Source organism: Rhodococcus sp. 27YEA6, assembly GCF_044908235.1.
Taxonomy (GTDB): Bacteria; Actinomycetota; Actinomycetes; order Mycobacteriales; family Mycobacteriaceae; genus Rhodococcus_F; species Rhodococcus_F qingshengii.
The window spans coordinates 452,660-464,445 of record NZ_JBIYCY010000001.1; the positions used below are offsets into that span (position 1 = coordinate 452,660).

Annotated in this window: 12 protein-coding genes; 5 read left to right on the plus strand and 7 right to left on the minus strand. The window is 60.1% G+C overall.

The window, feature by feature from the left end; translation table 11 throughout:
• The first annotated feature begins 136 nt into the window (after positions 1-136).
• Complete coding sequence (locus ABH939_RS02245; protein WP_020908979.1) at positions 137-574, plus strand: GtrA family protein; 438 nt, start codon at positions 137-139, stop codon at positions 572-574.
• Between the two features lie 50 nt (positions 575-624).
• Positions 625-1,395: an ABC transporter permease gene (locus tag ABH939_RS02250; protein ID WP_042452705.1), complete on the plus strand. Its 771-nt coding sequence runs from the start codon at positions 625-627 to the stop codon at positions 1,393-1,395.
• 523 nt (positions 1,396-1,918) lie between these two features.
• Here the strand turns inward: ABH939_RS02250 and ABH939_RS02255 are convergent.
• Both ABH939_RS02255 and ABH939_RS02260 read right to left on the minus strand, forming a co-directional pair.
• Positions 1,919-3,400: an NAD(P)/FAD-dependent oxidoreductase gene (locus ABH939_RS02255; protein WP_214923758.1), complete on the minus strand. Its 1,482-nt coding sequence runs from the start codon at positions 3,398-3,400 to the stop codon at positions 1,919-1,921.
• Between the two features lie 76 nt (positions 3,401-3,476).
• Positions 3,477-3,935, minus strand: coding sequence for a DUF5990 family protein (locus tag ABH939_RS02260; protein WP_058037728.1), 459 nt, complete (start codon positions 3,933-3,935; stop codon positions 3,477-3,479).
• Positions 3,936-3,973: 38 nt separating this feature from the next.
• On the opposite strand from ABH939_RS02260, the gene ABH939_RS02265 reads away from it, so the two are divergent.
• Entirely contained in the window at positions 3,974-5,128 is a 1,155-nt protein-coding gene (locus ABH939_RS02265; protein WP_042922323.1) for a lipase family protein, read from the plus strand.
• A gap of 33 nt (positions 5,129-5,161) precedes the next feature.
• Here the strand turns inward: ABH939_RS02265 and ABH939_RS02270 are convergent, their stop codons facing one another.
• The 4 genes from ABH939_RS02270 to ABH939_RS02285 form a co-directional block, all read right to left on the minus strand.
• Positions 5,162-5,494, minus strand: coding sequence for a CD225/dispanin family protein (locus ABH939_RS02270; protein ID WP_007731480.1), 333 nt, complete (start codon positions 5,492-5,494; stop codon positions 5,162-5,164).
• 180 nt (positions 5,495-5,674) lie between these two features.
• The gene (gene msuE, locus ABH939_RS02275; protein ID WP_312638902.1) at positions 5,675-6,241 is read right to left on the minus strand and encodes an FMN reductase; all 567 of its coding nucleotides are present in this window, start codon (positions 6,239-6,241) and stop codon (positions 5,675-5,677) included.
• 8 nt (positions 6,242-6,249) lie between these two features.
• A complete protein-coding gene (locus ABH939_RS02280; protein ID WP_047271106.1) occupies positions 6,250-7,308 on the minus strand; it encodes an LLM class flavin-dependent oxidoreductase in 1,059 nt (352 codons plus the stop codon).
• Between the two features lie 11 nt (positions 7,309-7,319).
• Complete coding sequence (locus ABH939_RS02285; protein WP_007731489.1) at positions 7,320-7,823, minus strand: MarR family winged helix-turn-helix transcriptional regulator; 504 nt, start codon at positions 7,821-7,823, stop codon at positions 7,320-7,322.
• A 158-nt stretch (positions 7,824-7,981) separates the two neighbouring features.
• Here ABH939_RS02285 and ABH939_RS02290 point away from each other — a divergent pair, with 158 nt between their 5' ends.
• Positions 7,982-9,286, plus strand: coding sequence for a DUF222 domain-containing protein (locus ABH939_RS02290; RefSeq protein ID WP_404649265.1), 1,305 nt, complete (start codon positions 7,982-7,984; stop codon positions 9,284-9,286).
• Between the two features lie 95 nt (positions 9,287-9,381).
• Here ABH939_RS02290 and ABH939_RS02295 read toward each other — a convergent pair whose 3' ends face one another.
• Positions 9,382-10,344, minus strand: coding sequence for a sensor domain-containing diguanylate cyclase (locus ABH939_RS02295; RefSeq protein WP_058037733.1), 963 nt, complete (start codon positions 10,342-10,344; stop codon positions 9,382-9,384).
• 173 nt (positions 10,345-10,517) lie between these two features.
• On the opposite strand from ABH939_RS02295, the gene ABH939_RS02300 reads away from it, so the two are divergent.
• A complete protein-coding gene (locus ABH939_RS02300; protein WP_404649266.1) occupies positions 10,518-11,786 on the plus strand; it encodes a VWA domain-containing protein in 1,269 nt (422 codons plus the stop codon).

Sequence of the window (11,786 nt, forward strand, 5' to 3'; positions counted from 1 at the left end):
CAGTCTACGGCACTAAGCGGAATGATCGATTCCGTTAGTGCTATATTACTAAGCGGAACGTGTGGTTCCGATTGTCCGTATGAGAGAAGCCGATATGAGCACGTCTGACATCTGGGTCGGGAGCAATCCGATCTCGATGGTGGGTACGCGGAGTGCAGGTTTCGCGGCAACGAGGCTTCGCGCCCTTGCTGGCGACGGCGCCTTTGCTCAGCTCGTTCGTTTTGCCCTCGTCGGCGGAGCCAGCAACATCTTGTACTTTGCCGCTTTTCTGGCGCTGCGCGGTGACGGAGCGCTGGTCGCCAACGCAGTTGGTGCGGTCTTGAGCACCATTCTGGCCAATGAGCTGCATCGCCGGCTCACCTTCCATGCCGCGGATCGCGTCAACTGGTTCACCGCGCAGTGGGAAGGTGGTGGACTCGCACTGGTCGGGTTGATCGCCAGTTCTGCCGCCATCAGTGCGCTCGGCTTCCTTCTCCCGGGCGCCGACGGGCTTCTTCAAGCCGGGCTTGTGATCGCCGTGAGCGGAATTGTCGGTGGCCTGCGATTCGTCGCCCTTCGCGGTTGGGTGTTCTGAGCGGTTCTCGAATTCGGATCGGACTCGGCTCGTAGGGAACACTGAGACCCATGAGCCTTTCGATAGCCGACTCCGGCATCCGTCTGGCTGTGCTCTGCATCGTCATGGCACTTGTCGCCACGCTCGTCTACCGATTCACCTATCTCGGTAGCGTTCGGGTGGTCCCCGGTGCCCTCGCTCGTGGCGCTCTTCAGTTGGCTGCGATTTCGTTGATCCTTGCCGCCGCCTTGGCCCACATCTGGTCGGCGCTCCTCGTGCTCGTCGGCATGTTCGTTGCAGCGTCTTTCACCGCGGCACGACGCTCGAACGCGGGGACGTCCGGAGTTTGGCTGACCATCGCGTTGGCGTCGGGAATCGGTGTGGTTCTGCCACTGATGCTGCTGTCCGGAGTGGTTCCGCTGCAAGGCGTCGCTCTGGTGCCGATCGGCGGCATTGTTCTGGGTGGCGCGATGACTGCAACATCGATGGCAGCCAAACGCGGACTCGACGCCGTCGACGACCGGTACGGGGAAGTGGAAGCAGCACTGAGCCTTGGATTTTCCCAACGCGATGCGCGGTGGGAGGTAGCCCGCACCGCTGCCTCCGATGCTCTGCTGCCTGGAGTCGACCAGACGCGCACCGTCGGCCTCGTGACATTGCCCGGAGCCTTTGTCGGTGTGTTGCTCGCGACGGGATCGGCCGTTCAGGCCGGTGCTGTGCAAATTCTTGTATTGGCAGGGTTGTTGTTGGCACAAACCTGCTCGGTGGCCGTGGCGTTGGAACTCGTCGCCCGCGGTTTCGTCTTTCGAGGTCAAGCTGTCAGGCCTGCGCGAGTTCGTTGATCTTGTCGCTGCGAAGGACGCGGCCGGGAAGATCGGGGGTGTTTGCCGCGAGGGTGATCATTGCCCTGCCGATGTTTTCACTGGTGGTCACGCTGCTGGGCCACACCCTGCGTAAGAGTGGGTGGAGAGGCACGGAGATTTGATACGACCGTGTCGATTCGTGAATCGTCCATGTATTCGACCAGCACTCTGTTGCCGACCATCACAACGGAACGGACTGGAGATCATCCGGCCGGAATGGCCAACTGAACGCTTGACCTGCAATTATGAGTCCATTTTGATCCGACTCGCGACTAAAGTCCCTACAAACCGGCTGGACGGTTGGCTGAAAATAGTTTTATGGACGAAGGAGTTGATGAAATACACGTTCTCGGATCGGAGTCCGCCGGTCGAATGGTAGAGGCGTCGGCGATCATCGTTCTCGGTGCGCTCTGTGCAGTAGTCGCAGGTTCGGGTGTGTTCTTTGTCGTCGGATCGATTGGTGGCTTCGCCCGATTGCTCTACCTGGTTGTTCGTGGTCCGCTCAACTCTTGCTCGGTACCGGTGTCGAATGTCGAGCTGGCGCCTTCGAGAACGTCATGTGGTCGTTGATGCTCCCGAACGTCGAGTGAAGACGATCAAGGATGTAGTTCTGACGCATGTTCCACGGTGACTTCGATCCCTGCTTCGGGAACTGTTCCACAGCACGCATGACGTACCCCGACGCCAGGTCCAGGATCGGCCGCTGGTCCATCTCTTCGCTCGCGTGCGGCACGCACTTCGAATAGCCGCGCTTGTCCATCTCCGTCAGCAGTCGGCAGACGTACATCGACGTGAGATCTGCTCGCAGAGTCCACGAGGCGTTGGTGTAGCCGACGCACATCGCGAAGTTCGGTACGTCGCTGATCATCATGCCCTTGTAGACGTAACGATCACCGAGGGTGACGGGTTCGCCGTCCACTTCGATCGACATCCCGCCGCACGCTTCCATCTTCAATCCTGTTGCAGTGACGATGATGTCAGCTTCGAGTTCGCGACCTGACGCGAGACGAATTCCGGTCTCGGTGAAAGTGTCGATGCGATCGGTCTCGATCGAGGCCTTGCCGGATCGGAGGGCTTTGAACAAATCGCCGTCCGGTACGACGCACAAGCGTTGATCCCAGGGATCGTAGGTGGGTGTGAAGTGAGGATCGAGTGGGATCTCTTCCGGGAGTTGGCGACTGATCGCGAGGTTCAGCAACCGCTTTGCGCGCGCAGGACTGCGCCGGCACAGTTGGTAGAAACTCAGGTTCACTACGATGCTCTTCCATCGAGCGATGCTGTGCGCGAGTTGATTCGGCAGTACTGCGCGAATGGTGTCCGATAATTTGTCGCTGGACGGCAGAGCCAGAATGTATGTCGGTGATCGCTGGAGCATCGTGACGTGGCTTGCGTCCCGTGACATCGTGGGGACCAATGTGACTGCGGTGGCGCCGCTTCCGATCACAACGACCTTCTTGTCGGAGTAATCGAGTTCTTCGGGCCAGAACTGCGGGTGCACAACCTCGCCGGCAAACGATTCACGTCCGGGGAAGTCGGGGGTGTATCCGCCCTCGTAGCTGTAGTAACCGCTGCAGAGATAGAGGAAGTTGCAGGTCAATGTTTCGTCTTCGTCGCCGGTCGTGACCGTGACTGACCACGTCGAGTCCGCTGACGACCATGATGCGGCCGTCACCTTCCGGTTGTACCGAATCTTCTTGTCGATCCCGTTCTCTCGCGCGGTGTCGCGCACGTACCGGAGGATCGAATCACCGTCGGCGATTGCTTTGGCATCTGTCCACGGCCGAAACGGGTAGCCGAGCGTGAACATGTCGGAATCCGATCGGATGCCAGGGTATTTGAAGAGGTCCCAGGTTCCGCCACTGTTCGCACGGGCCTCGAGGATTGCGTACGACTTGCCGGGAAGCTCGGTCTGGAGTCGATACGCAGCACCGATGCCGGACAAGCCGGCGCCGACGATCAGGACATCGAGGTGTTCGGTGCTCATCAGTTCGGACTCCGTATCGATCGTGTGGGGCCACCGGGCAGACTAAGTGTTCGATCTCCACACTACTGAACGATGCTCAGTAAGGCGAGGGTGACCATGTGATCGTCGGCGGTCGGATAGCCGCACACAGTGGTTTACCTGCGGCGTCGGTGAGGCCGAGGTCTCCGTGGAGCATGCCGGAAGCGTCGGCCTCTTCGGCGATGTGCTCGGGGATCGCGTCGAGCATCAGCTTTGCGCGCCGAAACATCTCGAACGTCTGGTCATCGGATACCGTCACCCAGGACAGGTAGATGAAGCGTCCGCGAGGTGGACCCTGGATGTATGGACCGAGTAAGTCCCAGGCACCGGACTTTCGCTCCAGACTCGCTGTCAGTTCCCATCGCACTGTCTCGGTATCTCCCGGTACGAGGTCGAGGATTTCGTGTGGCTTGCCTCGGCGCTGAACGCCGACGTGGATGTTGCTGCGCTCTTCGAAGGTTGCGGTTTCGGAACACTCACGTCCGGGCAGGCTGTGACCGGTGATGATGATCTGCATATCGACATCATGCTCTGCACAGGTCGGGAGGGGTTGGCGTGGTGAGTCGTTCGGGTAGAACCTCTGTTGCGGCCGTGGTGGCGAGCATTCTGTTGTCGGGTCTCGGGTGGGGGTCAGGTGTTGCAGTGGCGACGGCGGACGAACCGGAAGTCGCGGGCGCGCTGGAGTCCTATGGCGAACTCTCGGCCGCAGTGTTTCCGGTCGGCGCCGGTGAGACGCAGCGGGTCGTTTATCGAACTCTGCGTACCGCTGACAGATGGGGAGAGTCGTCAGGGTCCGTGTTTCTGCCGGAAGGCGCCCCACCGGCGGGCGGTTGGCCCGTCATCTCCTATGCCCACGGAACTTTGGGCAGTGCGGATCAGTGTGCACCCTCGTCGACCGGATTCGGTCCGGGCGAGATCGAACCGATCGAACGCTGGTTGGAGCAGGGGTACGCGGTGGTCGCTACCGACTACTCGGGAGTTGGTACCGACGGGGTGCTGGCCTATCTCGACGGACATGCCGCCGGGGCGAATGCCGTCGACATCGTGCGGGCCGCGCACGAGTTGTACGGCAATGTGCTGAGTCCGCGGTGGATGGTCGCGGGTTTGTCCGAAGGTGGTCATGCGGCGTACTTCGCGGGACACGATGCCACCACTCGTGCACCGGAATTGGATTTCCGTGGCTCGGTTGTCGTCGCAGGCCCCACACACATGGAAGGGCTGTTTCCGTTGGGCGGCCCGCTGTTTCCCGACATCGGTATCACCGGGCTGGTGGGATATGCGCTGTACGTCCTGGCCGGGATCGACGATCAACGACCCGAAGAGAACATTCGCGAGGTTCTCTCGCCGCAGGGGATCGAGTGGATGGAAAAGGCTCGGACACTGTGCGCCGGAGATCTCGGCCGACACATTCGAGCCGAACGAATCCAGTTGAGCTCGTTGTTTTCTCGGTCGGTATGGACGCCGCGCATGTACGACCTGTTCCGCGAGATGATGCAGGTGCCGGTCGACGGCTACGACCGTCCACTGCGCGTGGTGCAGAGCGTGTCGGACACAACGGTTCCTGTCGCCCTTACCTGGGCGCAACTGGTCGACATGCGTTCGCGGGGAACGCAGTTCGAGTATCAAGAACTCGCCGGAATCAGCCACGGTCAAACGACGGTCGCTTCGATGGACCAGACCATGGAGTTCGTCGATCGATTGATGAGGTGATGTCCTGGTGGTGTGGTTGTCCAGGGTGGCTGTTCAGCGCATACGCCGCGGACCGTAATCGTGGCCACCGTTGGCGAACCACACGATTGCCGCAATCGCGTACAGGATGCAGACCAGGAGTAGTAGGCCGCCTGCGATCCACAGCGAGATCTGACCGAGCCGTTTCACTCGATCGGACGCATACCGCGACCCGGCCACATCGCCGTCAGCCCACAGCGGATACACGTTGAAGGCGTGCGTGAAAGCGGAGAAGGAAAGCGGCCAGAAGAACAGCAGCGAGACCACTGCCCAGCCCGCATTGACGGGTGGTCGAATCGGGTGCTGAGGAACGGATTGCTGGACAGTGGGTTGATCCGGGGTGGTCATGGGGGGCTCCTGACATGAGGTGGCCCTTTCGACGCTACTGCGATGGAGCTGAAGAATCACTGAAAAACGGTGTTCGGTGATGCGATGTGGATCAGCGGCGTAAGTGTGCTGGATCAGCCGCATTGCCAGTCGTGACCGCTGGTGGTGGTTCCGGGTCATTGTTGTGCAGACGAGGGGCGTTCACGTCAGCGCAACTCGATGCCGCTCCGCGAGCATCCTCGCTACCGGCAGGACGTCCTTTGCTGCCATCTCGATACGTTCGAATACCTCGGGATTGAGGATGGTCGTTCCGTCGAAATCACCTGAGCTGAGATAGATCCCGACCGGAGCGGTCAGCGCTTGGAAGAAAGCGAACAGTGGCCGCAGGGCATGCTCCAACACGAGAGCATGGCGGTCGCTACCACCTGTAGCGGCAAGAATCACCGGAGTGTTGGCAAGCGCGTACTGGTCGACGAGATCGAAAAAATGCTTGAACATTCCCGTGTACGAACCGCGGAACACCGGTGACGCCGCGATGACGATATCGGCAGACTCGACTGCTGCCAGCGCTTCGGCGGTCACTGAGTCGACGTGATCGCGATCCAGAGCAGTTGCAAGACCTGGAATCAGATCCACGATCTCGAAAACTCGTGTGTCGATCTGCTCGAAGTCTCCCAAGGTTTCGACGATCAGGTCGACGAGGGCACGAGTCTTGGAGGGTTTTTGGAGATTGCCGACAACGGCAACAATTTTGAGCGGTGTGCTCATCGAAACTCCTATTCTTGGGACGACTTCAGTGATTCGATTTCCTTACGCACAACGGGGGCTACTTCGGTGCCGAGGATCTCGATCGCACGCAGCATGTCCTTCTGTGGCACGTTGCCGAACCCCATCTGGATCATGATGCGGTCATGATGGAACAGTTCGTACTGCGCCATCGTCTTGTCGATGATTTCCTGCGGGCCGCCGAGGAAGAACGCACCCGCGGTGGTTGCCTGCGCTTCATATGCCCTGCGGGGCATGGGAACTCCGTTTCCGCGCTGATGATGATTCTGCATCCACCCGGCCTGGAAGTACGGGTACGACGTGTCGAGTGCTGTTTGCTTCGAGGTATCGACAAATCCTGGCGAAGCAATCGAGACAGCCAGTTTCTTCGGATCGTGTCCGAACTCCGCTGCAGCCCTGCGGTATAGATCGACGAACGGTTCGAACTGTTGGTAACTTCCACCGATGATGGCCAGTGAGAGGGGCAGGCCCAGTTTCGCGGCACGGACGACAGAGGCCGGAGTACCTCCGACTGCGATCCACACCGGAATCTGACGGTCCGGGCGGGGCGTCACGTCACCGTCGATCAGTGGTGGGCGAAGTTGTCCTTCCCAGTTGATCGGGTTCTCGTCGCGCAGTTTCAGTAGTAGATCGAGCTTTTCGGCGAAGAGTTCGTTGTACTGGGACAGGTCGTACCCGAAAAGCGGAAATGACTCCGTGTACGAACCTCGGCCGGCAATGATCTCGGCACGGCCTTCGGAAAGCAGGTCGACTGTCGCGAACTGTTGGAACACACGTACGGGATCGTCGGAACTGAGTACGGTTACGGCGCTGGACAGCTTGATGTTGTCGGTAGCCTGAGCCATTGCCGCGAGCACAACGGCAGGGGCTGAGACTGCGAAGTCGGTGCGATGGTGCTCGCCGACGCCGAAGACATCGAGTCCAACCTGATCGGCAACTGTTGCCTGCTCCACCAAATGACGAAGGTGGACACCGGGATTCATCATCGCGCCGGTGGTGGGATCTGGGGTGAGTTCACCGAAATGGTAGACGCCCAATTCGAAAGCCATGTTGTTTCTCGCTATCTGTTCGTGGGGGTGATGGAAAGCTGTTCTACGTGCGCATCGCATGCGCCGCCTTGATTCGTGTGATGTGTGGCAAGTCGGGAGAAGAAGCGTTCGAGCACCGGAAGCTCCTCGGTTTCAATGAGATCGGAGAAGTATTCGGCGATCCCTCGCGTGTGTATGGCGGACGCTTTTCGAAGCGTCTTCTTGCCCGCAGGCGTCATCGATACCGTCACGACGCGTCGATCGTTGTCCGGTCTAACGCGCTCCACTAATCCGGCCTCGACCAATCGATCGACGACGCGCGTCACGCCACTGGTGGTGACCAGGACCAGTTCGGCCAGATCGCCCATTCGGATCGTGTTTCCCGGAGCTTCGTGCAGTCGGAGCAGAACGTCGTACTGGCCAAGGGTGAGCCCGGTGGTGGTTCGAAGATCCGCCTCCATCTTGCCGAGGATGACGCTGTGGGAGACGACGAGGTCGCGCCACACACGACCACGTACGTGTTCATCAGTTGTCATCGGTGACGCCCTCCATTTATTTGCGACCGCAAGTATTGCTTACTCAAATAATACGCGTGCGACCGTCGAACTATTCCCTGCTCTTATTTGCGCTGGTAGCGAGGTATTGACTCGAACGCATGTTCGAGTATTGTTTGGGGAGGGGATCGGGGGATTCAATGAGTGTCTTGTTGTCGGACGTGGTGTCGGGTTCTGCGGTGGGGTTACGCGGACGCCTGTGGCGGTTGACTGCTGCCGAGTTGCGTGCTGCTGCTGTCGAGGCGAGTGCGGAGATTCTGCGCCTGGAAGCCGTTCGAGTGGCTGTGGTGGACGAGTTGTCGATGCGGCCGGATGATCAGGTGATTGCGAGCCGCGGGGTGGGTGCGTGGTTGGCGGCGAACACGATGCTGCAGGTTCGGGACGGGAAGAAGATCGCCGCGTTGGGTGCGGCGTTGCGGCCGTTTCCTGCGGTGGCGGCTCGGTTCGATGGCGGGGATTGTTCGTTCGATCATGCCGTGTTGATCGTGGCGTTCTGTGAATCACCACCGAAGGGCATGCCGGAGGAAGCGCTCCCTCGCTGTATCGATTTGTTGTTGGCTGCCGCGTCCGGAGTGGAAGCGACAACCACGAAAGTGCGGAACGTGATCGCGACGTTAGAGCGCATTTTCGAATCGGATGAGATTCCGCCCGCCGAGGATGTGGATCGGAATGAGTTGCGGATCGCGTCGACGTTGAACGGTCGGGTGGTGGTGCGTGGGGATTTCGATGCCCTCACCGGTGAAATGTTGTTGTCGGCGTTGTCGAATCTGACGATGCCCACCCCGGCACCGGATGGGACGCCGGATTCTCGGTCGGCGGCGAAACGGACGGCGGACGGGTTCACGGAACTAATCCGCCGGTATCTCGATTGCGCTAAGACCGGAACCGATGGTGGTCAGCGTCCGCACGTGAATGTGCACATCAATGCTCGGGATCTCGCGGAGCATCGGGACTGCGCCGCAACACCCTCCACTGCTGATGACGGAATGGCTGTGTCGGATCTTGATGTCGGGCACATGCCCTGGCTCGGACCACTGTCCGTATCGCAGACCAGGCTTCTCGGGTGTGATTGTTTCCTGTCGACCGTTCTGCTCGACGATCACGGCGCGCCCTTGGATGCGCAACCAGGAAAACGATTGGTCACCGCCGAACAGCGAGTGGCGTTGATCGCCCGGGACAAAGGCTGCGCCTTCCCGGGTTGCACATGCGTGCCCGCCTGGACCGATGCGCACCATATCCGGCACTGGGCGAACGGCGGCCCGACGGTGATGAACAACCTGGTCCTGCTGTGCCGTTCACACCACCGGCTGATGCACCGAAAATCAGGGTTCGTCGGGAAATGGGAAATCCGAATCGGAGTCGACAACAAACCCTGGTTCATCCCGCCGCCCTCGATCGACCCCGGACAGCAACCCAGGCCGGCGAACACCACCTTCAAAACCTGAGAGGTCAAACCTCTTTGGCGACAACAGAACACGGACCGAGCACCGCATCGAAGGGATCCTCCGATGCGGTGCCAACCGGCCGTGGAGGAGTCGAATCAGTGCTTCGAGCGCTTGTGGCGGTACATCTCCGCATCGGCCGTATCCCAAGTCTCGGAAAGGCTTTGGGTCATGGAAAAGTCGGCTCGACCGATCGAACAACAGACGTCGGCATTCCGGAACGCCTTCTCCAAACACTCGAGCAGGTAGTCGACGGCGCGCGGCTGTGTATCGGGCAGAGCGATTCCGAACTCGTCTCCGCCCAACCGTGAAACCACCGCACCAGGGTGCGCGCACGCTGCCAAGATCTTGCCGGCCCTTTGAACGTATTCGTCGCCCGCGGCGTGGCCGAGTTCGTCGTTGATGGTCTTCATGCCGTCCAGATCGACGATGATGATAGCTCCCGGATCGGCGAATTGGCGGTACCGAGTTTGCTCGGCCTCGAGGATGCGATTCCACCCGCGCCGATTGAGAAGACCTGTCAACGGGTCGGTCTCGGCATCGAGTTGCGCAGTTTCGGCCAGTCGGACTGACTGCGCGCGCTGATAGTCGACATCGAGAATGGTTCCGAGAAGTCGGCACAGGAGATTGAGGAGGGCCAGGTTGTCCTCGAGTGCGGAGTCGCCCGCACTCGGGTCGGCGCCACACAGAGTGCCGAAGAGACTGCCGTCGTTGTGGAGGATTGGGATGCTGACGTATGCGCCAATGCCTTCCCACCTGCCATCACGGGACAGTGCGCGCACGAGCGCGCGATTCGATGAGACTGGCGGCGCATTTCCGAGTACCACCTCGCTGCACATGGTGTTTGGCCAAGCCCGGGTCTCGCCGACTTCGATGTGAAGTGGGTTGGGTGAGACGGTGAGAAAGATTTGATTGGACCCGTCGAACCGCGTGATCGACCACAGTGCCAGCGGAAGATATTCGTCGAGGTAGGACACGACCGAGCGACTTGCGTCGTCGAAATTCGTCAGAGGTGGCAAGAGTGGCAACATCGGGATGGTGCGCGTCTGGCCGTGCGGCATTTTGACCTCCTGATCGACCCTAGGATTCTGTCGATGTTCAGGCTCTTGGTCCCGCGTGCGACAAATCTTCCACGAACAGTCTGCCTCGAGAATCCTCGCGATTGCTGAAAGTGTGCTGTGATTCTTCCGACCGCGGGGCCGTTGATTCTTTGGTGGCCAGCTAATCTTCCGGTATGGAGCTGGCGCGTGGAGCGAACACAGTCGTTGAGGGAACTTCGCTGAAGGTGGCGGTGAACGGTAGCGCCCCGGGCACGGTAGACCTGATGGTGTTCCAGCTCGACGAACGGAACAAAGTACGGGACGACGCAGATTTTGTCTTCTTCAATCAGCCGGTCTCACCCGAAGGCGCGGTGCGCTTGGAGTCCGGCGGCGTCATCGAAATCGACATTGCGAGGTTGCCCGCTGACATCCATCAGCTGAGTGTTGCCGTGGCACTTGATGCGGCGGCAAACGGAACCCTGTCTGCTGTCGGGGGCCTTGGTGTCGTGGTGGAGCAGGTTGGTTCCACCGCCATCGTGGCTCAGGCTTTGGGGTTGACGAGTGAGAGGGCAGCGGTTCTCGTCGAGATCTATCGCCGCGGCGCGGGCTGGAAGCTGCGAAACGTGTCAGCTGGCTGGGACAGCGGATTGGCGGACCTGGTAACAGCATTCGGAGTGTCGGTCGACGAGGAACCGCCGGCTCGACCCGCCGGCTCTGCTGAAACGACAGACGGCATTCGGACCGTGCCCGACGAAGCCAAACTCTCCATGGTGAAGCGGGAGAAGCTGGACCTCCGAAAGCGCGAAGTGGCCAAGGTCCTGCTGACGAAGGGTGGCAACGGAATTCGGGCACGGGTGGTCCTGGTGATCGACAAAACCGGAAGTATGGCCAAGCAGTACCGCACCAGAGTGGTGCATCGTGTTGTCGAACGCATGATTCCCGTTGCGATCCAACTCGATGACGACGGCAAGCTGGAGCCGTACTTGTATGCAGTCAGCTTCGTCAAACTCCCCGAGATCTCTGTCCATGACGCGGAAGAGTGGTCGGATACCTACCTGTACTTGCGCGGCTCGCACGGCGGATTCAACTACGACAAGATCGGCGCCGCAAATCGTGAAGTGCCGATCATGACTGAGATTCTTTCCGGCCTGACACGTGGTTCGGCGCCGACGCTCGTCCTGTTCTTCACCGACGGTGGCTTCAGCGAGCGCAAGGAAATCACGAAATTGATGCGCGAAGCGTCTGGGCTCCCGGCCTTTTGGCAGTTCGTCGGAATCGGCAAGGCCAACTACGGAGTGCTGGAGAAGCTCGACGACCTCGACGGCAGGGTGGTCGACAATGCCGGATTCTTCGCGCTGGACGACATCGACACCGTCGACGACGCCCAGTTGTACACCCGTTTGCTGAGTGAATTCCCGGATTGGCACAAGGCAGCTGTAGCCGCGGGCATCACAACGCCGTGA

Coding starts and splice junctions, on each gene's coding strand:
- ABH939_RS02300 (WP_404649266.1), top strand. CDS start 10,518: ATGGAGCTGGCGCGTGGAGCGAACACAGTCGTTGAGGGAACTTCGCTG.
- ABH939_RS02260 (WP_058037728.1), bottom strand. CDS start 3,935: ATGCAGATCATCATCACCGGTCACAGCCTGCCCGGACGTGAGTGTTCC.
- ABH939_RS02285 (WP_007731489.1), bottom strand. CDS start 7,823: ATGACAACTGATGAACACGTACGTGGTCGTGTGTGGCGCGACCTCGTC.
- msuE (WP_312638902.1), bottom strand. CDS start 6,241: ATGAGCACACCGCTCAAAATTGTTGCCGTTGTCGGCAATCTCCAAAAA.
- ABH939_RS02245 (WP_020908979.1), top strand. CDS start 137: ATGGTGGGTACGCGGAGTGCAGGTTTCGCGGCAACGAGGCTTCGCGCC.
- ABH939_RS02250 (WP_042452705.1), top strand. CDS start 625: ATGAGCCTTTCGATAGCCGACTCCGGCATCCGTCTGGCTGTGCTCTGC.
- ABH939_RS02295 (WP_058037733.1), bottom strand. CDS start 10,344: ATGCCGCACGGCCAGACGCGCACCATCCCGATGTTGCCACTCTTGCCA.
- ABH939_RS02270 (WP_007731480.1), bottom strand. CDS start 5,494: ATGACCACCCCGGATCAACCCACTGTCCAGCAATCCGTTCCTCAGCAC.
- ABH939_RS02280 (WP_047271106.1), bottom strand. CDS start 7,308: ATGGCTTTCGAATTGGGCGTCTACCATTTCGGTGAACTCACCCCAGAT.
- ABH939_RS02290 (WP_404649265.1), top strand. CDS start 7,982: ATGAGTGTCTTGTTGTCGGACGTGGTGTCGGGTTCTGCGGTGGGGTTA.
- ABH939_RS02255 (WP_214923758.1), bottom strand. CDS start 3,400: ATGAGCACCGAACACCTCGATGTCCTGATCGTCGGCGCCGGCTTGTCC.